The 23,592-nt window shown below is 48.6% G+C and carries 25 protein-coding genes; 24 read left to right on the top strand and 1 reads right to left on the bottom strand.

Annotated features, from left to right (window positions below; genetic code table 11):
• Positions 1-5 precede the first annotated feature (5 nt).
• The 24 genes from fliI (at position 6) to Q1B47_RS07800 (ending at position 22,942) form a co-directional block, all read left to right on the top strand.
• A complete protein-coding gene (gene fliI / locus Q1B47_RS07915) occupies positions 6-1,346 on the top strand; it encodes a flagellar protein export ATPase FliI (RefSeq protein ID WP_299791322.1) in 1,341 nt (446 codons plus the stop codon).
• 52 nt (positions 1,347-1,398) lie between these two features.
• A complete protein-coding gene (fliJ, locus tag Q1B47_RS07910; protein ID WP_299791319.1) occupies positions 1,399-1,845 on the top strand; it encodes a flagellar export protein FliJ in 447 nt (148 codons plus the stop codon).
• A 155-nt stretch (positions 1,846-2,000) separates the two neighbouring features.
• Positions 2,001-3,791 (top strand): flagellar hook-length control protein FliK, encoded by a 1,791-nt coding sequence (locus Q1B47_RS07905; RefSeq protein WP_299791316.1) that lies wholly within the window; start codon positions 2,001-2,003, stop codon positions 3,789-3,791.
• A gap of 120 nt (positions 3,792-3,911) precedes the next feature.
• Complete coding sequence (gene fliL, locus Q1B47_RS07900; protein WP_299791314.1) at positions 3,912-4,436, top strand: flagellar basal body-associated protein FliL; 525 nt, start codon at positions 3,912-3,914, stop codon at positions 4,434-4,436.
• 41 nt (positions 4,437-4,477) lie between these two features.
• A complete protein-coding gene (fliM, locus tag Q1B47_RS07895) occupies positions 4,478-5,503 on the top strand; it encodes a flagellar motor switch protein FliM (RefSeq protein WP_299791311.1) in 1,026 nt (341 codons plus the stop codon).
• A gap of 140 nt (positions 5,504-5,643) precedes the next feature.
• Positions 5,644-6,027, top strand: coding sequence for a flagellar motor switch protein FliN (gene fliN, locus Q1B47_RS07890; protein WP_299791308.1), 384 nt, complete (start codon positions 5,644-5,646; stop codon positions 6,025-6,027).
• A gap of 8 nt (positions 6,028-6,035) precedes the next feature.
• The gene (gene fliO, locus Q1B47_RS07885) at positions 6,036-6,413 is read left to right on the top strand and encodes a flagellar biosynthetic protein FliO (protein ID WP_299791305.1); all 378 of its coding nucleotides are present in this window, start codon (positions 6,036-6,038) and stop codon (positions 6,411-6,413) included.
• On the top strand, positions 6,407-7,156 hold the full coding sequence (gene fliP, locus Q1B47_RS07880; RefSeq protein WP_299791922.1) for a flagellar type III secretion system pore protein FliP: 750 nt from the start codon (positions 6,407-6,409) through the stop codon (positions 7,154-7,156). The genes fliO and fliP overlap by 7 nt, the downstream gene beginning before the upstream one ends.
• An 8-nt stretch (positions 7,157-7,164) precedes the next feature.
• On the top strand, positions 7,165-7,434 hold the full coding sequence (gene fliQ, locus Q1B47_RS07875) for a flagellar biosynthesis protein FliQ (RefSeq protein ID WP_299791302.1): 270 nt from the start codon (positions 7,165-7,167) through the stop codon (positions 7,432-7,434).
• Positions 7,435-7,486: 52 nt separating this feature from the next.
• A complete protein-coding gene (gene fliR / locus Q1B47_RS07870; protein ID WP_299791300.1) occupies positions 7,487-8,284 on the top strand; it encodes a flagellar biosynthetic protein FliR in 798 nt (265 codons plus the stop codon).
• Positions 8,285-8,315: 31 nt separating this feature from the next.
• Complete coding sequence (gene flhB, locus Q1B47_RS07865) at positions 8,316-9,449, top strand: flagellar biosynthesis protein FlhB (RefSeq protein WP_299791297.1); 1,134 nt, start codon at positions 8,316-8,318, stop codon at positions 9,447-9,449.
• Between the two features lie 227 nt (positions 9,450-9,676).
• The gene (flhA, locus tag Q1B47_RS07860) at positions 9,677-11,779 is read left to right on the top strand and encodes a flagellar biosynthesis protein FlhA (RefSeq protein ID WP_299791293.1); all 2,103 of its coding nucleotides are present in this window, start codon (positions 9,677-9,679) and stop codon (positions 11,777-11,779) included.
• Positions 11,780-11,790: 11 nt separating this feature from the next.
• Complete coding sequence (gene flhF, locus Q1B47_RS07855) at positions 11,791-13,188, top strand: flagellar biosynthesis protein FlhF (RefSeq protein ID WP_299791290.1); 1,398 nt, start codon at positions 11,791-11,793, stop codon at positions 13,186-13,188.
• A 4-nt stretch (positions 13,189-13,192) separates the two neighbouring features.
• Positions 13,193-14,074 carry a MinD/ParA family protein gene (locus Q1B47_RS07850; protein WP_299791919.1) on the top strand — a complete coding sequence of 294 codons (882 nt, stop codon included), beginning with the start codon at positions 13,193-13,195 and terminating at the stop codon, positions 14,072-14,074.
• Positions 14,067-14,786, top strand: a complete 720-nt coding sequence (locus Q1B47_RS07845; protein ID WP_299791287.1) for an RNA polymerase sigma factor FliA — start codon at positions 14,067-14,069, stop codon at positions 14,784-14,786. The genes Q1B47_RS07850 and Q1B47_RS07845 overlap by 8 nt, the downstream gene beginning before the upstream one ends.
• A gap of 31 nt (positions 14,787-14,817) precedes the next feature.
• Complete coding sequence (cheY, locus tag Q1B47_RS07840; RefSeq protein ID WP_081730747.1) at positions 14,818-15,201, top strand: chemotaxis response regulator CheY; 384 nt, start codon at positions 14,818-14,820, stop codon at positions 15,199-15,201.
• A 13-nt stretch (positions 15,202-15,214) separates the two neighbouring features.
• Positions 15,215-15,952, top strand: coding sequence for a protein phosphatase CheZ (locus Q1B47_RS07835; protein WP_299791279.1), 738 nt, complete (start codon positions 15,215-15,217; stop codon positions 15,950-15,952).
• Positions 15,953-15,967: 15 nt separating this feature from the next.
• Positions 15,968-18,178, top strand: coding sequence for a chemotaxis protein CheA (locus tag Q1B47_RS07830; RefSeq protein WP_299791276.1), 2,211 nt, complete (start codon positions 15,968-15,970; stop codon positions 18,176-18,178).
• Between the two features lie 25 nt (positions 18,179-18,203).
• Positions 18,204-19,319, top strand: coding sequence for a chemotaxis response regulator protein-glutamate methylesterase (locus Q1B47_RS07825; protein WP_299791273.1), 1,116 nt, complete (start codon positions 18,204-18,206; stop codon positions 19,317-19,319).
• Positions 19,312-19,947, top strand: a complete 636-nt coding sequence (locus tag Q1B47_RS07820) for a hypothetical protein (protein WP_299791270.1) — start codon at positions 19,312-19,314, stop codon at positions 19,945-19,947. Before Q1B47_RS07825 ends, Q1B47_RS07820 begins: the two co-directional genes overlap by 8 nt.
• 30 nt (positions 19,948-19,977) lie before the next feature.
• A complete protein-coding gene (locus tag Q1B47_RS07815; protein ID WP_299791267.1) occupies positions 19,978-20,769 on the top strand; it encodes a ParA family protein in 792 nt (263 codons plus the stop codon).
• Positions 20,753-21,847, top strand: a complete 1,095-nt coding sequence (locus Q1B47_RS07810; protein ID WP_299791264.1) for a chemotaxis protein CheW — start codon at positions 20,753-20,755, stop codon at positions 21,845-21,847. Before Q1B47_RS07815 ends, Q1B47_RS07810 begins: the two co-directional genes overlap by 17 nt.
• Positions 21,848-21,854: 7 nt before the next feature.
• Positions 21,855-22,346, top strand: coding sequence for a chemotaxis protein CheW (locus Q1B47_RS07805; protein ID WP_299791262.1), 492 nt, complete (start codon positions 21,855-21,857; stop codon positions 22,344-22,346).
• A 191-nt stretch (positions 22,347-22,537) separates the two neighbouring features.
• Positions 22,538-22,942, top strand: coding sequence for a DUF2802 domain-containing protein (locus Q1B47_RS07800; protein ID WP_299791259.1), 405 nt, complete (start codon positions 22,538-22,540; stop codon positions 22,940-22,942).
• A 303-nt stretch (positions 22,943-23,245) separates the two neighbouring features.
• On the opposite strand, the gene Q1B47_RS07795 is transcribed toward Q1B47_RS07800, so the two are convergent.
• Positions 23,246-23,578, bottom strand: coding sequence for an EscU/YscU/HrcU family type III secretion system export apparatus switch protein (locus Q1B47_RS07795; RefSeq protein WP_299791256.1), 333 nt, complete (start codon positions 23,576-23,578; stop codon positions 23,246-23,248).
• Positions 23,579-23,592 lie beyond the last annotated feature (14 nt).

Genomic DNA, 23,592 nt, shown 5'->3' with positions numbered 1-23,592 from the left:
AGATAATGCGTAGCCGCCAGAATCAATTGCTAAGTAAATTAAAGCATCAGGTCAATAAGGTTCATCCCTTCGTTGCAGAGGCGAGCGGTCAACTGGTTCGCGTTGTGGGTCTGACGCTCGAGGCCACCGGTTGTCGGGCTCCCATAGGTAGTTTGTGCAGCATCGAAACTTTGGCGGGGGAGCTGATTGCCGAGGTTATCGGTTTTGACGATGAACTGCTCTACCTAATGCCGATCGAAGAGTTACGTGGGGTACTTCCGGGCGCGAAGGTCACTCCATTGGGTGAACAGGCGGGTCTGAATGTTGGCCTTTCGCTGCTGGGCAGAGTGCTCGATGGTAATGGTCATCCTCTCGATGGTCTGGGCCGCCTGCAAACTGAGCAGAAGGCGCCGAGACATGCACAAGCGATTAATCCTCTGGCTCGAAGGGCAATTACCGAGCCACTGGATGTTGGGGTTAGAGCTATCAATGCCATGCTTACCGTGGGTAAAGGGCAGCGTATGGGCCTGTTTGCCGGCTCGGGCGTCGGTAAGAGTGTACTCCTTGGAATGATGACAAGGGGGACCACTGCTGATGTGATTGTGGTCGGGCTTGTGGGGGAGCGTGGACGAGAAGTTAAAGAGTTTATCGAAGAGATCTTAGGAGCAGAAGGGCGTGCCCGCTCTGTTGTTGTGGCGGCACCTGCCGATACATCGCCTTTGATGAGACTACGGGCTTGTGAAACTTCGACGAGAATTGCCGAGTACTTCCGAGATCTTGGTTATAACGTACTTCTGTTGATGGATAGCCTCACCCGTTATGCCCAGGCGCAGCGTGAGATAGCACTGGCGGTGGGCGAGCCTCCGGCTACGAAAGGTTATCCGCCATCGGTATTTGCAAAATTACCTAAGTTGGTGGAGCGCGCCGGAAATGGCGGACCGGGCCAGGGGTCTATCACCGCTTTCTACACGGTTTTGACTGAGGGGGACGACCTGCAGGATCCCATAGCCGATGCCTCCAGGGCGATTCTCGATGGTCATATTGTACTGTCACGTAGTCTCGCAGATTCCGGGCATTATCCGGCTATCGATATCGAGGCGTCAATCAGTCGTGTAGCCCCAATGGTGATCACTCCCGAACACCTGGAGTCTATGCGCTGCGTCAAGCAGGTCTATTCACTGTTCCAGCAGAACAAAGACCTGATCTCTATCGGTGCCTATACTCAAGGTAGCGATCCGAGAATTGATAACTCCATTCGTTTACAACCGGCGATGAACGCCTTTCTCAGACAAACAATGAAAGAGGCGATCAGCTTCGATAGCAGTACACTGATGCTCTCTCAGTTAGGCGCTCAGTGTAAGGTATAGACAAGTATCCAGGCTCTAGTACCTGGTATCATCTCTTATCTCAGGAATATTAATGGCCAAGCACGATCCGTTAGATACAGTTTTGAAGCTGGCCACTGAGGCCGAAGAGCAGGCTGCGCTGCAGTTGCAGTCGGCTCAACTCGCGCTGCAGAAGTGCCAGAGTCAGCTGGATGCCTTGAGAAACTATCGTCTCGATTATATGAAACAGATGGAGACTAATCATGGTAAAACGATTAGTGCCAGTTATTATCATCAGTTTCATCAATTCGTTCGCCAGATCGATGATGCGATCACTAAGCAGCTTGTATCTATTACCGAAGCCGATAATCAAAGACTCCACCGTCAACAGTATTGGCAGGAGAAGCAACAAAAACGCAAGGCGGTGGAACTTCTGTTGGCTCATAAGGCCGAGAAAGCGCAACAAGCCGAACTGAGACGGGAGCAGAAGTTGATCGATGAGTTCGCATCACAGCAGTTTTACCGCAAGCGTTCCCGTTAGGCATATCATCCTGTACTTTTACCCCCTACTCAACTGTTGGCATTCTAATTGCTTGTAATGAATGTGAAATTGTAGATTGACCTATTACGGTCGATAATTTGACGCCATGTGCTGGTCCATATCACAACTGGACGGTGGCGGCTGATGGAGGCTTCATGCGGGAAATGACAAGTGTACTATTACCTAATGCTGAGATGAGTGCAGAGAAGAGTACTGCTTCCGGTATTAAGAAAAGTGCAGATTCTGAAAGTCTATCATCTGGTTCTCAACCTTCTGAAAAGAATGATTTTTATGCTGCTCTTGAACAAGCGAGCAACCAAGCGGATAAACCATCTGCAAAGTCAAGTCAGACAAAAGAAACCAGCACGGAAGAGCTAGCTGAAGGGGAGAGGGAACCGGCAAAGAGCAATGATAAGCTCGAGGGCGGTGAAGCAGATGCGGCAGATGTGGAGCATGTTTTGGCGCAGCTTACACTTGCCAGCGAACTCGATAATACCGGTAACCTGGGATTCAGCGGTAAACTATTGCCGCTTGGCGGTGACTCGGCAGCACAAAAAGTTTCAGCAGATTCAGAGTTCGCGATCACCCCGAACCAGCTGCTATCGGCCACAGTTCAGGGAGATGAACTGATACTGGATGAGTTATCTCAAGCGACGAGCGCCGGATTAACTACAGAGGCAGCTGAACAAGCCGAACTTCTGTCTGCCGAAGGGCTGGATAAAGAGATGATTGAGTTGCTGAGCGCTAAAACCGGCTTGTCAGAGAAGGAGCTACTGGCTCTGCCTGCTGAGAAGTTAACTGAGCTTGTGGCACTGGTTAATAGCGGGGCAACTAATTTCCAACAGGTACTCGCCGGCAATGCCACGATGGGGACTAACCAAGCTGAAATGAATAAGTCTGCCGATACTCAGGGCAGCGCTATTGAGCAGGGCGTTAAGGCGGTTAACACGGGGGCTGCAGGTGCCGCCGTAACCGGTGTCGCTGACGCACAGGCTCATGGTAAGGGAGCTGAGTCTGTAAAGGGAGAAACCTTAACCGCTACGGCTGGTAAGGGTAATGAAGCTGTAGATGCAAAACTCGTCGATGCAAAGGTCGGTGAGGTAAAGAGCAGCGATATTAAGTATGTTGAGCCTAAGAGTGGTGAAATTAAGCCTCTTGAAGCCAAGCCTCTTGAGGCTAAGCCAGTTGAGACTAAACCAATCGAGGTCAGGCCGCTTGATACCAAGCTGAACAATATATTGGGTGAGAAGTCTATCATCGAGGTCGATAAAAACATTCAGGTTAACAGTAAAGGGTCAGTTCAGAGCACCGAGGTTACTGCTCAGCAGTTAAAGGGAGCCGAGTTGTCGGTACAGTTGACTCCGGTTAAGGGGGGATTGGAGTTCTCGCCTGCCCAGAGTGATCTTGCGGCCGATATTAAAACCTTCCAGACAACGGCGCAAACTCAGTCTCCCGCTGTCAATCGTACCGATCTGCCTCAATTTCAGTTGTCGTTAAGACAGGGAAGTGAACAGCAGAATATGATGCAGGATATGATCCAGCGATTCTCTCCCGTCATGAGGCAACAGTTGATGACCATGGTGAGCCAGGGGGTTCATCAGGCGGAGATCAGGCTGGATCCACCGGAGTTAGGTCAGATGATGGTGAGGGTTCAGGTTCAGGGAGAGCAGACACAGGTCCAGTTTCAGGTCAGCCAACATCAAACCCGGGATCTCATTGAGCAGGCGATCCCCAGGTTAAAAGATCTTCTTTCCGAACAGGGAATGCAATTAACTGACAGCCATGTGTCTCAGGACAATATGGGGCAAGGTGAGCGCGGAGAAGATGGCGGCAGTGAGAGCTCTGGTGGTTATGGGAGTGACATGGATGAAATTACAGCAGAAGATCCATTATTAAGCACAAATCAGACAACAAGTTATAGTTCAGGTATAGATTATTATGCATAAGCAGGTAACCTATAGCCCAAGTAAACCAGTTATTGAAAATTAATTCTGGTCGGGACAAGATATAATACTGGGCAGTAGATGTGTACACCGTTCAGTTACCTCTTTTAAAAGGGAATACAGATGGCTGATGAAGAAGAATCTTTAGAGCTCGAGGAGAGCCAAGAGCCGAAAAGTAAGAAAAAATTGGTGATTTTTGGTGCCATAGGACTTGTCGTTTTGCTGCTGGTCGGTGGTGGGCTGTGGTTTTTCATGGGTTCGAGTGATAGCCCTGAGTCTGCTGGCTCTGAAGAGGTTGCTGCCGAGGCAGAAGAGCCTGCCAATACCGGTGAAGCCTACTATGTGGGTATGCCCAGACCTTTCCTGTTTAACCTGCCTGGTGCGAACCGTTCAAGGCTGGTTGAAATTAAAGTTCAGCTAATGGTTCGCGGAAGTGAAGATGACCTTCTGATAAAGAAGCATATTCCGTTGATCGAAGATGCGTTACTCACTACGTTTAGTAGCGCTGATGTGCAGAAATTGAGCTCACTCGCCGGCAAGGATGAGATGCGCCAGCTTGCCCTGCTCAATGTTCAAAATACCCTGCAACCCGTAACCGGACGAAAAGTGGTCGAAAAAGTCCTGTTTACCGGTTTTGTTATGCAGTAACTCAAAAACGTACTCTATTGAAAAGTTAAAAAGGCATTATTGTGAGTGATCTATTAAGCCAAGACGAGATTGATGCGTTACTGCATGGTGTAGATGACGTAGAAGAAGATGAGGTAGATGAGGGGGTTGATGCCCGCTCCTATGACTTCTCTTCACAAGATCGTATTGTCCGTGGACGTATGCCTACGCTTGAGATCGTAAATGAGCGCTTTGCCCGCCATTTGCGGATCAGTATGTTCAATATGATGCGCCGAGCCGCCGAAGTATCTATTAATGGTGTTCAGATGCTGAAGTTCGGTGAATATGTTCATACTCTGTTCGTACCCACCAGTCTCAACATGGTGCGCTTCAGCCCCTTGAAAGGTACGGCACTGATCACCATGGAAGCCAGGTTAGTGTTTATTCTGGTGGATAACTTTTTTGGCGGGGATGGTCGCTTCCATGCAAAGATTGAGGGGCGTGAGTTCACACCTACCGAACGTCGTATTGTTCAATTACTGCTTAAAATTATCTTCGAAGATTATAAAGATGCCTGGGCACCGGTCATGGATGTCGAGTTTGATTACCTCGATTCAGAAGTTAACCCTGCCATGGCAAATATTGTAAGCCCGACCGAGGTCGTGGTGGTCAGTTCATTTCATATTGAGGTCGATGGCGGTGGTGGTGATTTTCATATCACCATGCCTTACTCGATGATCGAACCTATTCGAGAACTGCTCGATGCCGGTGTGCAGAGTGATACTCAAGACACCGACCTGCGTTGGTCACAGGCTCTGAAAGATGAAATTATGGATGTAGAGGTAGGCATAGATGCGACCGTAGTTGAGCATCAGGTCAGGCTGAAAGATGTGATGGAGTTTAAACAGGGGGATGTGATCCCCGTTGAACTGCCTGAGCATATTGTTATGAGAGTCGAGGACCTGCCGACTTACCGGTGTAAGCTGGGGACGGCACGCGATAATTTAGCCTTGAGAATATGTGAAATGATTCCAAGACCTGAAACCGCTAAGAGTGAGCTGCAACTGGTGACCAGAAGGGCTAAGGCCAGAGAAGCAAAAGAGCTATAGGTTTAGCAGGCAGGTAGTTACGGGTATATAAAAGGTTAACGGGGCAGCTTAAGGCCCGGCTCTAAGAGTCTTAACCTTTAATACTGGCTGAAACTCGAAACTAAAAGTTAACTTATTCAAAAATATTTAAGGTACAAAAGATGAGCACAGAAGATACAGGCGATGATTGGGCTGAAGCCATGGCGGAGCAAGCCTTAGAAGAGGCACAGGCTGTTGAGCTCGACGAGTTAACCGACACAGCTTCGGCGCTGTCTGAAGAGGATGCTGCCAAGCTGGATTCTATCATGGATATTCCGGTGACCATCTCGATGGAGGTCGGCCGTAGCTTTATCAGTATCCGGAACTTGCTGCAGCTCAACCAGGGCTCAGTGGTCGAGTTAGATCGCGTGGCGGGAGAACCGCTGGATGTTATGGTCAACGGTACACTGATCGCCCATGGCGAAGTAGTTGTCGTCAATGATAAATTTGGTATTCGTTTGACCGATGTGATCAGTCAGACAGAACGAATCAAGAAGCTGAAATAAAGGCTTATATGATTATCTCATTGCTGGCAGCTGGTGCTGCTACGACAGCGAATGCCGCTTCCGGAGTAGAGAAGGACTCAGCACTGTCCACCCTGGCAAATATGTTGGGCGGCTTAATTCTTGTCCTCATACTCATCTTTGTCCTGGCTTATATTGTCAGACGTTTCAACCTGGTTCCGGCAAGCAGTAATGTACTTAAGGTGGTTGCCGCTACGTCACTGGGACAGAGAGAGAAGGTGGTGTTAGTCGAGGTCGATGGTCAACAGTACCTGCTGGGCGTGACGCCTCAACAGGTTAATTTAATAGATAAGCTGGAAAATGTGGTGAATACAGAGACGGATTCATTTGCCAACCGATTAATTCAAGCCAAGTCAAAACAATCATGAAACGGATCCTGATTTTTATTGCATTAAGTTTGTTACTGATCTCGCCGGAGGCGCTGTCACAAAGCGGCGTACTGCCGGCCGTCACTGTTACCACCGGCCCTCAGGGTGAGACACAATACTCTGTGACCATGCAGATCCTGTTGCTGATGACCTCACTGAGCTTCCTCCCGGCCATGGTCATCATGTTAACCTCATTCACCCGGATCATCGTTGTCCTCTCTATTCTCAGGCAGGCCATCGGGTTGCAGCAGGCCCCCTCCAATCAAGTGCTGATCGGAATGAGCCTCTTCTTGACCTTTTTCATCATGTCGCCCGTTTTTGACCGGGTTTACGATGATGCGGTAAAGCCTTATATGAATGAGAGTATCGGCATAGAACAGGCCTTCGAGAAGGGTAAAGAACCAATAAAGACGTTTATGCTGGCCCAGACTCGCGTGACGGATCTCGATACCTTTATTCAGATCTCCGGTTATCAGAATATTAACTCTCCCGAAGAGACGCCGATGAGTGTGGTCATTCCCGCTTTTATCACCAGTGAGCTGAAAACCGCATTTCAGATAGGGTTCATGTTATTCGTCCCCTTTTTGGTGTTGGATTTAGTGGTTGCCAGTATTTTGATGGCCATGGGTATGATGATGCTGTCTCCCATGATTGTCTCGCTCCCCTTTAAGATCATGTTGTTCGTTCTCGTCGATGGCTGGAGCCTAGTGATGGGAACCCTGGCCAACAGCTTCGGACCCTAGGAGTCCTTATGAGTCCTGAATCACTGGTCGACATATTCCGGGAAGCGTTAACGGTTATCGTGACAATTGTCTCCCTGATCATTGTTCCCGGTCTTATTGTTGGCCTTATCGTTGCTGTATTTCAGGCAGCGACATCTATTAACGAACAGACCTTAAGTTTTCTTCCCCGTCTGCTGACGACCCTGCTTGCCTTGATGTTTCTGGGTCATACTTTGATTCAGACTATGATGGAGTTTTTTCTGCAGATGGTGAATATGATCCCGCAGGTAGTCGGCTGATGAAGCCTTACCACACTGCCCGGCCTGTCGTTCGACAAAAGTCTCTTAGCTGATGGAGATTTTAATCGGCACCATCATGGATACCATAGCCTCATATATGTGGCCGCTTTTTCGGGTGTCCAGCATGCTGATGGTGATGGCTGTATTTGGCGCTAATACTACTCCGGCCAGAGTCCGTTTACTGCTGTCGATGACGATCACTTTTGCCATCGTTCCGGTTTTACCACCGGTTGAAAATATTGAGTTGTTCGCCCTCTCTTCGGTATTTGTGACCGCGCAACAGATATTGATCGGAGTCGCCATGGGGTTTGTTACCCTGTTGGTTATGCAGACGTTTGTATTAACAGGTCAAATAATCGGTATGCAAACGAGTCTGGGTTTCGCCTCTATGGTTGACCCCTCCTCGGGTCAACAGACACCTGTGATAGGTAACTTCTTCCTGCTGCTGACGACCATGATCTTTCTGAGTGTAGACGGTCACCTGGTCTTGATCAGGATGCTGGTTGTCAGCTTCGAGACGATCCCTATCTCAGATCAGGGGCTCAGTATAACCAGTTACAAGCTGTTAGCCGAATGGGGCGCCTATATGTTCGGCGCGGCGTTAACTATGTCCGTCACCGCCATTGTGGCGCTGCTGTTAATTAACCTCTCTTTCGGCGTAATGACACGAGCCTCTCCACAGCTCAACATCTTTGCCATCGGTTTTCCGGTGACCATGGTTAGTGGTTTGATAATCTTATGGTTAACCTTAACCCCGATCATGGCGCATTTTGGTGAGGTGTGGCGTGCAGCTCAATTACTGCTTTGTGATGTGTTGCAACTTCAATGTAATGTCGATGGTCTTTTTTAATCTGGCGAACGTTAGATCCGGGAGCTAACTTATGGCTGAGAATGACAGCAGTCAAGAAAAAACCGAAGAGGCGACCCCCAGGCGCCGGGAGCAATCCCGGGAGAAAGGTCAGGTCGCCCGCTCCAAGGAGTTAGGCACCTCAGCAGTCTTGATGGCCGCGGCAATCGGCTTCGCCATGACAGGGCCAAGTATCGCTAAGAGTCTCTATAATATCATGGAGATGCTCTTTACTATGGACAGGACGCAGATCTTCGATACCAATGAGCTCTTTTTGATCTGGTCAGTCATAGGCAAGGAGCTCGCATTTCCTATGTTGAGCTTTATTGCAATACTCACGCTTATGGCATTTTTGGGCAACATAGTCCTGGGCGGTATCACCTTTTCCACTAAGGCGTTTATGCCTAAGGCGGATAAGATGAATCCGATAAACGGTTTCAAGCGGATGTTTGGTGTTCAGGCTCTGGTTGAGCTGACGAAAGGCCTGGCTAAGTTCTCGGTTGTGGCCTTGTCGGCCTATTTTCTTCTCAGTTACTACTTTGATGATATCCTCGCGCTTTCACGGGAACACCTTCCCGGCAATGTGTATCACGCCTTAGATCTTCTTATCTGGATGTTTATCATCCTCTGTTCCTCCACCATCATCATAGTCGTAATCGATGTCCCATTTCAGATCTGGAACCACAGTAAGCAGCTGAGAATGACTAAGCAGGAGGTAAAGGATGAGTATAAAGATACCGAAGGTAAGCCGGAAGTTAAGGGACGGGTGCGGCAGATGCAGCGGGAGATGGCTCAGCGTCGTATGATGGGAGAGGTGCCCAACGCGGATGTGATTGTGGTCAACCCGGAACATTATGCCGTTGCGGTAAAGTATGACGCCGCAAAGACGACAGCACCTTTCGTTCTGGCTAAGGGGGTGGATGAGGTGGCATTTAAGATACGTGAGATAGCTCGTGAACATGAGATTGCCATCGTTTCGGCGCCGCCTCTGGCACGTGCTATCTATCATACCACCAAGATCGATCAGGAGATCCCCGAGGGACTTTTCACAGCGGTAGCGCAGGTGCTCGCCTATGTCTTCCAGCTGCGGCAATATCAGAAGCATGGCGGTAAGCGGCCGACTCCTATACCGAGAGATCAACCTATCCCTGAGGATCTAAAGTATTAGGGGCTACTTTAGTGATTGGCAATAAGGATTTAATCTGTCAAATGGCTGCATTCTTATCCATTTCGGCCGCTTTTAGCATTATATTGCTTATTTGAGATATTAAGCCGTTCATTTACCGTGTGTTTAACGGTATAGTAGCGCAGCTGAAAATTCTAATTATAAATTCCCCATATTGGCTTAAAAATTGCTGAATAAGGGCTAGATGTCAAAGTTTGGACTCTTTTTGAATGGATGTTAAAGCAAGCCTAGGTCAATTGAAGCAGATAAAACCCGCTAACTTTAAAGGTTTGGGTACACCGCTGCTTGTATTGGCAGCCTTGGCGATGATTGTACTGCCAATACCTGCATTCCTGCTCGATATTCTGTTCTCTTTCAATATCGCATTAGCACTCGTGGTACTGCTCGTCGCTATCTATACCGACAGGCCGCTCGATTTTGCCGCCTTCCCCAGTGTGTTACTTGTCGCAACCCTGCTCAGGTTGGCGCTTAACGTCGCCTCTACCCGAGTCGTTCTGCTGGAGGGTCATAATGGCGGTGACGCGGCGGGTAAGGTGATTGAAGCCTTCGGTTCAGTGGTTATCGGTGGCAACTATGCCGTGGGTCTGGTCGTCTTCCTTATTCTTATCATCATCAACTTTGCGGTTGTGACAAAAGGTGCCGGGCGTATCTCTGAAGTGAGTGCCCGCTTTACCCTGGACGCGATGCCAGGTAAGCAGATGGCGATCGATGCCGACCTGAATGCCGGTGTCTTAAATCAAGATCAGGCGAGAGTACGCCGCGCCGAGGTGACCAAAGAAGCCGATTTCTACGGTGCGATGGATGGTGCTTCAAAATTTGTAAAAGGTGATGCGATAGCGGGTATCCTTATCCTCGTTATTAACATCTTAGGCGGCTTTGTCATAGGTATGGTTCAACATGGGCTCGATTTCTCGACCGCCGTTGAGATCTATACCCTGTTGACCATAGGTGACGGCCTGGTTGCGCAGATCCCCGGACTGCTTCTCTCTATTGCCGCAGCGTTGATGGTGACACGTCAGAACGAGTCCGGTGATATGGGGCAGATGATGATGAGTCAGATGTTTGACAGCCCCAAATCCCTGGCTATCGCATCGGGCGTATTATTTATCATGGGTATTGTTCCCGGCATGCCGCATATTGCATTCTTAACTTTCGCTGTCATTACTGCCGCCGTCGCTTACTTTATCCACCGTAAACAGGAGAGCGACCGCGAGAAGGCGCTTGAGCTTGCTAAGACCTCTCCGGCGGAGAAGGGCGATGCCGCTCAACCTAAAGAACTTAGCTGGGACGATGTTCAGCATGTGGACACTATCGGGCTTGAGGTGGGTTACCGACTCATTCCTCTGGTCGATAAAGGGCAGGGCGGAGAGTTGCTGGGCCGAATCAAAGGGGTACGAAAGAAACTGTCTCAGGAGCTTGGATTCCTGGTTCCGGCGGTACATATTCGTGATAATCTCGACCTTTCACCCAACACCTACCGTATCTCACTGATGGGCGTCGCCTCCGGCGAAGCCGAGATCAGGCATGATTGCGAACTTGCGATCAACCCGGGCCAGGTGTACGGCAAGTTAGATGGAATCGAAACTACCGATCCCGCCTTTGGTTTGGAAGCAGTGTGGATAGCCCCCGAACTCAGGGAGCATGCACAAACGTTGGGATACACTGTGGTTGATGCGGCGACAGTGGTAGCGACTCACCTGAGTCAACTGTTAACCAATAATGCAGCCAAGCTGCTGGGCTACGAAGAGGTTCAGCAGTTGATGGAGATGTTGGGTAAGCACTCGCCTAAGCTTGTCGATGGTTTCATTCCGGATGTCATGCCATTAGGCTCGGTTGTTAAGGTGATGCAGAACCTGCTTAATGAAGGTGTTTCTATCAGGGACCTTAAGACCATTGTACAGACCCTGTTAGAGTATGGCAGTAAGAGTGCCGATACCGAGGTATTAACCGCTGCGGTACGTATTGCACTGAAACGCATGATCGTTCAGGAGATCAGTGGCCCCGAGACGGAGATACCTGTCATTACATTGGCGCCAGAGTTGGAACAGATGTTGCATCAATCAATGCAAGCAACGGGCGGTGAAGGTCCGAATATTGAGCCCAGCCTTGCAGAGCGCATGCAGAAGTCTTTAGAAGATGCCTCACAGAGGCAAGAGATGGTTGGGGAACCGGCAATATTGCTTACATCGGGTATGTTACGCTCAACCTTATCAAGGTTTGTAAAACATACGATTCCAAACCTAAGGGTGATCTCCTATCAGGAAGTGCCCGATGAGAAGCAGATTAGAATTGTATCTGCTGTTGGCCAGTAGAGGGTGTGTAAGTGAAGATAAAACGATTTTTAGCAAAAGATATGCGCACAGCTCTCGCCCAGGTTAAAGAGACCTTAGGTTCTGATGCTGTGATTATGTCGAATAAGAAGGTGACCGGCGGCATAGAGATTGTCGCTGCTGTCGATTACGATGATCCTAAGCCTAAAGCACAGCAGCCAGCGCAACCTGCACCAACGCCGTCATTTCTGGAACTGGCCGAGGAGAAGATTTCACTCGGGTCGAAAAGAGCCGTTCGAACCGAATCGAAAGTAAAACCGGCACCGGCAGCCGATTCACTTCAGGCGCTGTTAGAGCGACAACAGAGCCGGGTCAATCAGCAGTCCCATCAAAAGAGTGATGAGCTTGAGATGCCGGAGTGGGCTAAGGGGTTAGAGGCGCCGTCTGTTGCAAACAGAGCCCCAGAGCCCGAGGCAAGATCGTTTAATCCAAGAGGCGGCCATGAGAGCAAGGCTCCAGCCAGCCAGGAGTTAGATGCAATGCGTGAAGAGCTGGCCTCTTTGCGCAATCTGTTGACTCATCAGGTGACCTCGCTGCTGACAGAGCAGAAAAGCAGGGTGAACCCGGTGGGCGCCATGTTAGAGAGTAAGTTGCTGGAGGCAGAGTTTTCGCCTGCTGTGGCAACAAAGCTCTCCGATCTGAGTGAGCACTATACACCGGCTGAACTGGTACGCACTTTGCCCCGCAGCCTAGCGAATATGTTAGATAATCAAGGTGATGATATCGTTCGTCAGGGTGGTGTTGTCGCTTTTGTTGGACCAACAGGTGTGGGTAAGACCACAACCGTGGCCAAATTAGCCGCAAGATATGTTGCACATCATGGTGCAGATCAAGTTGCATTGATTACGACCGATCATTATCGCATAGGAGCCTTTGAGCAATTGGCAACCTATGGCAAAATAATGGGGTGTCCGGTAAAGCAAGCACATGATCTCAATGAGTTGGAGCAAATTCTTTATCAGTTCAGGAATCGCAAGCTAGTATTGATAGATACGGCGGGTATGGGTCAACGGGATATCCGACTTTTTCAACAACTTGATAATTTAGCTGCAAATAGCAGGATACCTATACGCAGTTATCTGGTACTGTCTTCTACAGGGCAGAGAGGAGTGTTAGAGGATGCGGTAGCGCAGTTTAAACGAATCCCTCTTTCCGGAGCCGTTTTGACAAAACTCGACGAATCAGTTTCTTTGGCTCCGGCATTGAGCGTATTGATTCAAAGTGGGTTACCATTAAGTTATGTTACTGACGGTCAACGAGTTCCGGAAGATATGCAAGTTGCTGATACCTTGGCCTTGGCAAACAAAGCGTTATCGGTATTAGACAAGAAAGATCAACAGATAGTACAGAACAATGAACGGTCAGATGAAAGGGCCTATGCATTTGAGTAAAGCAATGAGTCGGGATCAAGCAAGTGGTTTACGTATGATGAATCAACCTTATAACGAAAAAGTAAAAGTAATAGCCGTTTCCGGTGGTAAAGGTGGCGTGGGTAAAACCAGTGTTTCTATCAATACCGCCGTTGCTCTGGCTGAAAAAGGCAAGCGTGTATTAGTCCTGGATGCTGACTTAGGTTTGGCAAATGTGGATATTATGCTTGGTCTGCGGGCCGATCGTAACTTATCGCACGTATTGTCGGGTGATGCTGAGCTTGACGATATTATTGTTCGTGGGCCTAAAGGTATCGGGATAATTCCGGCTACCTCCGGTACGCAGGCTATGGTTGAATTGTCTCAGGCGCAGCATGCAGGCTTAATCAGGGCCTTTAGTGAGATGCGAACTCAATTTGACATTTTAATTGTCGATACTGCGGCAGGCATCTCAGATATGGTATTGAGTTTCTCCCGTGCCTCTCAAGATGTGTTAGTAGTAGTGTGTGACGAACCAACGTCGATTACCGATGCCTATGCCTTAATAAAGATTTTGAGTCGTGAGCACGGTGTTTTCCGTTTTAAAATAGTTGCCAATATGGTGAGAAGTTTACGGGAAGGGATGGAACTCTTTGCTAAACTTAGTAAAGTTACGGATCGTTTCTTAGATGTTGCCTTAGAGTTGGTTGCAACTATACCGTTCGATGAGAACTTGCGGAAATCGGTACGTAAGCAAAAACTGATTGTAGAAGCATATCCTAAATCGCCGGCGACGATTGCTTATCATGGTTTGGCTAATAAGATTATTAGTTGGCCGATACCTCAGCAACCTGGTGGCCACCTTGAATTTTTTGTCGAGCGATTAGTGCAACGACCAGAATATCAAGAGGATAGAGCGAGTGAGTAAAGCGGCTGCGTATACTTGTTTAGATAATAAAGCCTCAATAGTTGAACAGTATGCACCGTTGGTTAAAAAGATTGCCCATCATCTGCTGGCTCGTTTGCCGGCATCGGTACAGCTCGATGACCTGTTGCAGGCCGGAATGATGGGGCTGCTCGAAGCGTCAGCAAAGTTTGATGGCAGCAAAGGGGCAAAATTTGAGACCTTTGCTGGTATTCGGATCCGGGGCTCGATGCTTGATGAGATCCGTCGGGGAGATTGGGTTCCGCGGTCTGTACATCGTAATCAGCGACGGGTGGCCCAGGTTATCGATGAGCTCGAGCAAGAGTTAGGCAGAGATGCAAATGACACTGAAATAGCGCAACGTCTTGATATGTCGCTCGATGAGTACCATCATATCCTTAACGATGTTTCTGTTGGTAAAGTGGTTGGTATTGAAGACCTGGGCGTGTCTGTCGATGTGGTGAGCCATGATGAGGGACAGCAAGACGACATCTTTGAGTCGATTGCGGATGTAGAGTTTCATAAGGCACTGGTGGAGGCGATCAAGCTTCTACCCGAAAGAGATGGATTGGTTTTGTCGCTCTATTATGACGAAGCACTGAATTTAAAAGAAATTGGGGCCATTCTTGAAGTTAGCGAGTCACGGGTAAGCCAGATACTGAGTCAGGCAATGCTGAGACTTAAAGCTAAACTAAAGCATTGGACAAAAACATAAGTAATAATTAAAGAGCTCCGCGGAGGAAACCTTGGACAAGAATATGAAGATTCTCGTTGTTGACGATTTCTCAACAATGAGGCGTATCATCAAGAACTTGTTAAGAGACTTGGGTTTTAACAATACTCAAGAAGCAGATGACGGTTCAACAGCACTGCCTATGTTGCAGAAAGGCGACTTTGATTTTGTCGTTACCGATTGGAATATGCCCGGTATGCAGGGAATCGATCTACTTAAGGCGATTCGTGCAGATGACGAGTTAAAGCACATCCCTGTGCTGATGGTTACTGCAGAAGCGAAAAGAGAGCAGATCATTGCAGCAGCGCAAGCTGGTGTGAATGGATATGTCGTGAAGCCTTTTACAGCAGCTACGTTAAAAGAGAAGTTAGACAAAATTTTCGAACGACTCGGATAATCAAGGTTGTGCTATGCAGGCTATTACTTCAGGGCTCATTACGCTAGAGCAAGCAAATAAACTTGTCGAGCTGCTTACCCAGGGTGAGCAGGATAAAGCGGATGAGTTAGTTAGGGAAATTGCAACGCCAATTCAAAAAGAACTGTTCGATGAGGTCGGAAGACTGACCCGACAGCTTCACAGTGCCATTGTTGATTTTCAGGTCGATGACAGACTGGTTAAATTAGCGAACACTGAGATCCCCGACGCAAAAGAACGCTTAACTTATGTCATAGACATGACAGAGCAGGCTGCAAATAAGACCATGGATGCTGTTGAGGAGTGTCTGCCATTAGCAGAGGCTCTGACAACCAACATCCAATCGGTAAAGCCGACATGGGGTAAGCTCATGAGGCGTGACATTGAACTTAATGAGTTTAAGGCACTTTGTCATGATATTCAGCAGTTTGTTGATCGAAGTGAATTGGATACGATTCGTTTAAGAGAGCTACTAAATCAAATTTTATTGGCTCAGGATTTCCAGGATTTAACAGGGCAGATGATTCGTCGGGTTATCGACTTAGTACGGGAAGTCGAAAATAACTTAGTTTCAATGCTAACTGTATTTGGTGAACAGCCCGTTAGCGAGGACGCATCATCCGTGAGCAGTGATGTTGAGGCAGAGGGGCCCATCATTAATGCCGAAGAACGTGAAGATGTTGTCACAGGTCAGGACGAAGTCGATGATCTGCTTTCGAGTCTGGGTTTCTAATTAGGAGTCATATTAATGTCATTTGATGTTGATGAAGAGATACTGCAGGACTTTTTGATCGAAGCTGGTGAAATTTTAGAGCTTTTATCTGAACAGTTAGTCACACTGGAAAATAATCCAGAAGATACCGAACTGCTGAACGCAATCTTTCGAGGCTTTCATACCGTTAAAGGCGGAGCCGGATTTCTTAGCCTGACCCCAATGGTCGATGTTTGCCACGAAGCTGAGAATACCTTCGATCTGTTGCGAACCGGTAAGCGTGATGTATCTTCAGAATTGATGGATATTATTCTGCAAGCAGTGGATGCCATCAACTCAATGTTTGCTCAAACCCAGGCTGGGATCGAACAAGATCCTGCAGACGAAGAGTTATTAAAAAACTTGAAGTTACTGAGTTCAGGAGCGCCTCTTCCCAGTGAAGGTGGGGCATCTGCACCGGCTGCTGAGGAACCTGCTGATGACTCGGTAGAGTTATTCGATGAGACTCCCGCCGAACAGGACTCGGGAATAGAGCTGTTCGATGAGACTCCTGCCGTCGAATCCCCAACGCCTGAAGCTGGTACCGGCTCTGGTGACGGTAGTATCGATGAGATAGATGAATCAGAGTTTGAGGCCCTGCTCGATGCTCTTCATGGTGCGGCTAAGGGGCCAACAGGCGCTAAAGCTGTACAGCCTGCTGCGCCTGATGAAACTCCAAGCGGTGATATTACAGACGATGAGTTTGAATCACTGCTCGATGAGCTGCACGGTTCAGGTCAATTCAAGAGTAAGGGAGCGCAAGTTGTTTCACCAGAGGAAGATGCACCTCCGGCCGTCGATTCCGATGATATCTCAGATGACGAATTTGAAAAGTTGCTCGATGAACTGCATGGCGCTGGCGGAGCCCCTAAGGCAGTAACAACAGAGCCCGTAGCCAGCCAGCCTAAGAGTCCAACCCAAGCTCCCAAAGCACCTGCCACACAGGCTGCCGTTACCAAGCCGGCTGAAAAAGCCCCGGTCACTAAAGCGGCACCAAAGGCCGTAGCTAAAGCCGCTCCGGCTAATATGCCGCAAGCCGAAACTACGGTTCGTGTCGATACGGCCAGATTAGACCAGATCATGAACATGGTTGGTGAGTTAGTACTGGTTCGAAACCGTCTGATCAGCTTAGGGGTTAATCGTGATGACGAGGAACTCTCTAAAGCACTGGCTAATTTGGATCTGGTCACTGCCGATCTTCAAGGTGCAGTGATGAAGACGCGGATGCAGCCGATTAAGAAAGTTTTCGGTCGCTTCCCCCGAGTCGTTCGTGATTTGGCTCGAACCCTGAATAAAGAGATCGATCTGAGAATGATCGGTGAAGATACCGACTTAGATAAAAACCTTGTCGAAGCGCTTGCGGATCCTTTGGTTCACCTGGTAAGGAACTCGGTGGACCATGGTATTGAGATGCCGGACGAACGTGAAGCTTCCGGAAAGTCTCGCACGGGAACTATCACCCTCTCTGCCAGCCAGGAAGGTGACCACATCCTGTTGAAGATTGAGGATGACGGCGCCGGAATGGACCCCGACAAGCTTAAAGAGATCGCCATTAGTCGTGGTGTACTCGACGAAGATGCCGCTTCCAGGATGTCAGATCAGGACGCGTACAACTTGATCTTCGCGCCAGGCTTCTCAACCAAGGTTGAGATTTCAGATATCTCCGGCCGTGGTGTCGGTATGGACGTGGTAAAAACCCGTATCGCACAACTGAACGGAACGATCCATATCGACTCGCTTCGGGGTAAGGGTACACGACTGGAGATCAAGGTGCCGTTAACCCTCGCGATTATGCCAACCTTGATGGTCGAGGTCGCGACTCAGGTATTTGCACTGCCACTGTCCAGCGTCAGTGAGATCTTCCACCTTGATCTGACCAAGACCAATATCGTCGACGGCCAGCTAACCGTGATTGTGCGTGAAAAGGCAGTACCTCTGTTCTATCTGGAGCAGTGGTTGAGCCGAAAGGGTACCGGTTTCACCCATGGTGATAAAGAGCATGGTCATGTCGTTATCGTTCAACTAGGGACAATGCAGATTGGCTTTGTGGTTGATTCACTTATCGGGCAAGAGGAGGTGGTTATTAAGCCTCTGGGTACCTTACTGCATGGAACACCGGGGATGGCTGGTGCCACCATAACATCGGATGGCGGAATCGCGTTAATCCTTGATGTACCTGGTTTGCTGAAAAATTACGCAAAACGATAAAGTAAAATGCGGTATAGGAAATTGAATGGGCATTAAAGTTCTTGTTGTTGACGATTCCAGTTTTTTTCGTCGAAGGGTTAGTGAGATTGTTGCTAAAGATCCTGAGTTAGAGGTCATCGGCACAGCTTCTAATGGTATGGAAGCCATAAAAATGGCGGCACAGCTTAAGCCGCAAGTGATCACCATGGATATCGAGATGCCCGTAATGGACGGTATAACAGCCGTCCGTGAAATTATGGGAACAACACCTACTCCAATTTTGATGTTCTCTTCATTGACTCAAGATGGTGCTAAGGCGACACTCGATGCGCTAGAGGCAGGAGCATTGGATTTTCTGCCCAAGCGGTTCGAAGATATTGCTACCAATAAAGATGAAGCGATTCTGCTGCTACAACAGAGGGTCAAAGCTTTAGGCCGCAGACGGGTCTACCGTCCCATAACCCGGCCCACAACTCCGGCTCCCTCAAAGTCTGCTAAGTCTACCACATCGCCTCAGATCTCCCGCTCGGTAACGCCGGCTCCCGCGCCTGTCAGGGGAACTGTGGTTAAAAGAGCATCCGGTAAGAAGTATAAGTTACTACTGATTGGAACATCGACGGGGGGACCCGTTGCGCTGCAGAAGATATTGACCCAAATTCCGGCCAACTATCCTCATCCTATCTTGCTTATTCAGCATATGCCCGCAGCCTTTACTCCGGCATTTGCGAGTCGCTTGAATGGTTTGTGTAAAATTCAGGTTAAAGAGGCTCAGTCCGGTGATCAGCTCAGACCCGGCACCGCATATCTCGCTCCGGGCGGAATGCAGATGATGCTCGAGAGAGGCGGCAGCCATGGCCGGATCAAAATCGTTGCCGGTAGCGCCGACATGAACTACAAACCTTGCGTGGATATTACCTTTGCCTCTGCCTCAAAAATTTTGGGCAGAGAGACGCTGGCCGTGGTATTAACCGGAATGGGAGCGGACGGTCGAGAGGGGGCAAGAATGCTTAAGAGCGCCGGTGCAACCATATGGGCGCAGGATGAAGCCAGCTGTATCGTCTATGGGATGCCCCAGGCGGTTACAGCCGCAGGGTTATCGAGTCAATCGATAGCGCTGGATGACATGGCCGAAGCTATCTTGAGAGAGTCCACTCATGGCTAGAGCCAAGAGAAAGCTGAATACTTTCTCTATTCTGATTATTTTTTTACTCTCCATCGGCGTTTTTGTTTCGACAACTCTCTACTTCGATGTGCGGCATAAGAATGAGCTCCTGCTCAGCGAGGTGGAGAGGTTGAAAAGCAGCCAGGTGTTGCTAATGGTTCCCGACGAGCAGGCGGAAGTGGTTGCAAAGTGGATGGCCGAGCACCCTAAGGCGACTCAAGCGCTATTATCTCACGCTAAACCTCAGCAAGAGGTGAAGGTAACGATTGGCCCGGGTCTTGACGTATCATCTCCGGTTCACAAATCCGGCCCCGATGGGGCAAACACTGCTGCAGAAACAGGACAGGATGATATAGTTGTCCCAACGAGTCTGGCTCGCACCTTAACTGAAGACTCTAAACCACAGAGCAGTGAGGGGCCGGCAGTAAGAGCGACTGATAACAGTCTAGCTTCCGACCCAGGCTCCGTAGTTGAGCCCGTTACAGCGAAACCCGATTCGAACCTTGCCGATACCGAACAGAAGGAGTTAGTGGCGGTCCCATTAACCATTTCTGAAAATGAAGATGGGGTAAAGGTGATCAGTTTGCCTCATGGTGGTATAAGAGTGACAACGCGGGAAAATAATTAGAATAATGGTAGTAAAATTGAGGGGATTTTTTTGAAGATCTGGACCATAGCAAACCAGAAAGGTGGCGTGGGTAAAACGACTACGGTTGCCAGTTTAGCTGGGGCGCTGGCAAAGCGTGGACAACGGGTTTTGATGATAGATACCGACCCTCATGCATCACTTGGCTACTACCTTGGCATCGACTCTGAAGAGGTTCCCGGTTCCCTTTATGATGTATTCTTAGCTCACAAGCAGCTCACAAAAGAGAGTGTAAAGAGCCATATCGTCTCTACGGATGTGGAAGGTATCGATCTTCTGCCATCGACGATGGCGTTAGCCACCTTGGATAGGTCTCTGGGACACCAGGGCGGAATGGGCTTGATCTTACAGAAGTTGCTGTCATTAGTTGAAGGTGATTACGATGTGGCGCTTATCGACTGTCCACCCGTCTTAGGTGTGTTGATGGTCAATGCACTTGCCGCCAGTCAGCATATCATAGTGCCGGTTCAAACTGAGTTCCTCGCCATCAAGGGGCTTGATCGTATGGTTAAAACTATGATCCTGATGGGGCGCTCTAAGAAAACCAAATATAACTATACCGTTGTTCCAACCATGTATGACAGGCGAACGAAGGCGGCTTCATCTGCACTGCAACACCTGGGTGAAAAATATGGTGATAAGCTCTGGCCGGATGTGATCCCGGTTGATACTAAGTTCAGAGATGCCAGCTTAGCTCACCTGCCGGCTTCACACTACTGCGCCAGTAGCCGAGGAGTGAAAGCTTACGAAAGGCTGTTAGATCACCTGCTAAGTGGGGAGCTTTCTCATGACCACCTCAGTTGATGAAGCCGTTTATGATTACTTTTCTCTGCTGCTGACCGAGGTAGAGGAGGAGCAGGGGGCTAAAGTTGAAGAGGCTCAGGCCGATATCTCAGTAATACCGGATATAGAGGCCGCGTCGACAGTCAAGGAGACGACTGCCGAGCCTTTGTCCGGTGAGGCGGAAAACTTTGACAACCATAGCCCTGATGTCACCCGCCATGAGGTCGAAACCTCACAGGTGCAGCAAGCCAATGCCTTTGATGCATCGGTTTTACGGAGTGAAGATACACTACAAACTCAGCTCAAGCCTAAAGAGAAACGTCAGGCTGAGTCGCAGGCGTTACCTAAATCTAAAGTCCGGGAGACAGATGCTAACCTGGATAAGTTAGCGCTGGAGCAACTATTAGCGCCGGTTTTCAAACCTGAGCCACAGATTGAAACAGAATCAGTTGTTAAGCTTGAGAATCAAACGGTTGCAAAGGTTAAACCGGCTCCGGCTAAGGAATCGATAAAAGTAAAGCCTGAAGTTGCGGTTCGGCCAGAGATAAAGACCGAAATCAAGCAAAAACAGGAACATGATGTAGAATTAAAGACACAGTTAGGTGAAATACCACCTAAAGTGACAAAAGATCTTCTTGAAATGCTCGATGATGAGTTTCAGGTACTATTCTTTAAGGTAGCAGGGCTGACATTGGCCGTGCCGTTAGTGAGTCTTGGCGGAATAGTTAAAATTGAGAGGATTAATCACATTATGGGAAGGCCTCCCTGGTACAAGGGGGTCCAAACATATAGAGATTCGCAGCTGAATGTGGTCGATACTTGTGCCTGGGTTATGCCGGAAAAGTATGACGAAGCATTAGCTGAATCCGTAAACTATCAATATGTTGTATTATTAGAAGATAGCAACTGGGGATTGACGTGTGAGTCCCTGGTAAATGCAGTAAGAATCACGAAATCTGAGGTCAACTGGCGGAGCAAAGCTGGGAAGCGTCCTTGGTTGGCTGGTGTTGTAAAAGAGCAGATGTGTGGCATATTGCATGTGCAAGCACTCATAGAGTTATTAAATTCAGGTTTAGGTAGTCAGGATCCTGTTGGCTGAGGTAGATATGACAGACGCAAATAAAGTAGCGGTAGCGGTAAATAAAGACGATGAAGTGTTGCAGTGGGTAACTTTCAGACTCGATAATGAAACGTATGGCATCAATGTCATGCAGGTTCAAGAGGTATTGAGATATACCGAAATTGCACCCGTTCCCGGTGCTCCTCACTATGTTCTGGGTATTATTAACCTCAGGGGTAATGTTGTTACGGTCATAGATACGCGCTCGCGTTTCGGTTTAGCTTCTGCCGAAGTCGATGATTCAACCAGGATTGTCATTATCGAAGCCGAAAAACAGGTTATCGGTATTTTGGTCGACAGTGTTGCTGAAGTCGTTTACCTGCGTGGTTCAGAGATAGATAATGCACCGAACGTAGGAACTGAGGAGAGTGCTAAGTTTATCCAGGGTGTGAGTAACAGAGACGATGAGTTACTTATTCTTGTGGATCTCGATAAGTTGCTCTCTGATGAAGAGTGGATGGAGCTGTCTCAGCTCTAACTGATGCGCTTCAGACCCCGGGAGCTGTCTACTTGTCCCCTTGATGAGTCAGCTTTTGAGGAGATTAGTTTCACAAATTTGCTGGTCTATTTTCAGGTTCCGGTTTTTGCCGGGGCCTGAAATCTTGTATCTTCTATAAAGTTACTTCATTATCTATGTAGTTACTTCATCTAAAAGAGTTTTATAAATCAATGTTCGGTAATGAAATCTTAATTGCAGCCCTGGTGTATGTGATTGTGAGTTTAGGCCTGGCACTCTTTCAGCAAAAGCAAACCGCTAAGCTCAAGGTGAAGGTGGAAGCCCTCACTCTGTTAGTTAAAGAGAGTGATCGTCAGCGTGAAACGGTAAAGCGTGAGTTGCAGGAGCTGAGAAGCGGCACCATAGGGGTTGGAAAGCGCATGCTGGAGCTTGAGAAGAAAGCGTCTCAACAAGATGCCAGGCTCGATGAGGCCAACCAACAAGACCCGCAGGCAAAACTTTATACAAGAGCGATGAAGATGGTCGATTTGGGCGCCGGCGTAGATGAGTTAATCAATGAGTGCGAGATACCCAGGGCTGAAGCCGAGTTGCTTATCAGGTTACATAGGAAAGGGTAAGAGTAAGAATTAGGTGATGCTTCGCTATTCGGCGTTCCTTTGGAACTGTCAGAGCTAAGACGACGCTGTGCTATTAGGACCTTCCTTGTAGGAGCGTACTTCAGCCGCGAAGCTTTAGCTGCAATAGAATTGGCAGCCTGAATAGATTAAACCCATTCCCGGCTAAAGCCGGTCCTACACAAGCGAAGTGTCGAATAACGTGCATCGCAAGTGTCGTCCCTGCTTGTTAAGCCAACTTATCGGCATCGTCCCAGCTTTTACAGGCGAAGCCGTCAATTAGCACACAAGGTGTGCGTCTCTCTTTTAAACCTCCTCAACAATTTTTTTATGCATATTATTCCACTGTTCGGGAAACTTGCCGTCAAGCATGTAGACGAATGCAATTAACTCGGCAATGAGAAAATAGAGCTCTTTGGGGATCTCTTCGCCAAGCTCTAAACGTTGTAAAAAGTCACTGAGATGAGGGTTCTTATGAATATGAACGCCTGCCTCTTCGGCTAATGCGATTATCTCTTCGGCAATCAATCCCGTCCCTTTCGCGGTAACTTTAGGTGTGTTGTGCCCATCGAAACCCAAAGCGACGGCCTGTCGCTCTGTCTGTTGGTTTTCTTGACCGTTACTTTCGTCTCTCTTCATATCTTTCTCAATAT

Origin of the sequence: uncultured Shewanella sp., from assembly GCF_947501225.1 — a bacterium.
In the GTDB taxonomy this organism is placed as follows: domain Bacteria; phylum Pseudomonadota; class Gammaproteobacteria; order Enterobacterales; family Shewanellaceae; genus Shewanella.
Note: the sequence above shows the minus strand (reverse complement) of the source record. Positions and strands in the feature narration are given on the sequence as shown.

Excerpts from the sequence above, each read along its gene's own strand:
- fliQ (WP_299791302.1), top strand. The coding sequence starts at position 7,165 with ATGAGTCCTGAATCACTGGTCGACATATTCCGGGAAGCGTTAACGGTT.
- Q1B47_RS07800 (WP_299791259.1), top strand. The coding sequence starts at position 22,538 with ATGTTCGGTAATGAAATCTTAATTGCAGCCCTGGTGTATGTGATTGTG.
- flhB (WP_299791297.1), top strand. The coding sequence starts at position 8,316 with ATGGCTGAGAATGACAGCAGTCAAGAAAAAACCGAAGAGGCGACCCCC.
- Q1B47_RS07805 (WP_299791262.1), top strand. The coding sequence starts at position 21,855 with ATGACAGACGCAAATAAAGTAGCGGTAGCGGTAAATAAAGACGATGAA.
- Q1B47_RS07795 (WP_299791256.1), bottom strand. The coding sequence starts at position 23,578 with ATGAAGAGAGACGAAAGTAACGGTCAAGAAAACCAACAGACAGAGCGA.
- Q1B47_RS07825 (WP_299791273.1), top strand. The coding sequence starts at position 18,204 with ATGGGCATTAAAGTTCTTGTTGTTGACGATTCCAGTTTTTTTCGTCGA.
- Q1B47_RS07810 (WP_299791264.1), top strand. The coding sequence starts at position 20,753 with ATGACCACCTCAGTTGATGAAGCCGTTTATGATTACTTTTCTCTGCTG.
- fliR (WP_299791300.1), top strand. The coding sequence starts at position 7,487 with ATGGAGATTTTAATCGGCACCATCATGGATACCATAGCCTCATATATG.
- Q1B47_RS07850 (WP_299791919.1), top strand. The coding sequence starts at position 13,193 with ATGAGTCGGGATCAAGCAAGTGGTTTACGTATGATGAATCAACCTTAT.
- fliI (WP_299791322.1), top strand. The coding sequence starts at position 6 with ATGCGTAGCCGCCAGAATCAATTGCTAAGTAAATTAAAGCATCAGGTC.
- fliO (WP_299791305.1), top strand. The coding sequence starts at position 6,036 with ATGATTATCTCATTGCTGGCAGCTGGTGCTGCTACGACAGCGAATGCC.
- fliN (WP_299791308.1), top strand. The coding sequence starts at position 5,644 with ATGAGCACAGAAGATACAGGCGATGATTGGGCTGAAGCCATGGCGGAG.
- fliJ (WP_299791319.1), top strand. The coding sequence starts at position 1,399 with ATGGCCAAGCACGATCCGTTAGATACAGTTTTGAAGCTGGCCACTGAG.
- fliL (WP_299791314.1), top strand. The coding sequence starts at position 3,912 with ATGGCTGATGAAGAAGAATCTTTAGAGCTCGAGGAGAGCCAAGAGCCG.
- Q1B47_RS07820 (WP_299791270.1), top strand. The coding sequence starts at position 19,312 with ATGGCTAGAGCCAAGAGAAAGCTGAATACTTTCTCTATTCTGATTATT.
- flhA (WP_299791293.1), top strand. The coding sequence starts at position 9,677 with ATGGATGTTAAAGCAAGCCTAGGTCAATTGAAGCAGATAAAACCCGCT.
- Q1B47_RS07830 (WP_299791276.1), top strand. The coding sequence starts at position 15,968 with ATGTCATTTGATGTTGATGAAGAGATACTGCAGGACTTTTTGATCGAA.
- Q1B47_RS07905 (WP_299791316.1), top strand. The coding sequence starts at position 2,001 with ATGCGGGAAATGACAAGTGTACTATTACCTAATGCTGAGATGAGTGCA.
- Q1B47_RS07835 (WP_299791279.1), top strand. The coding sequence starts at position 15,215 with ATGCAGGCTATTACTTCAGGGCTCATTACGCTAGAGCAAGCAAATAAA.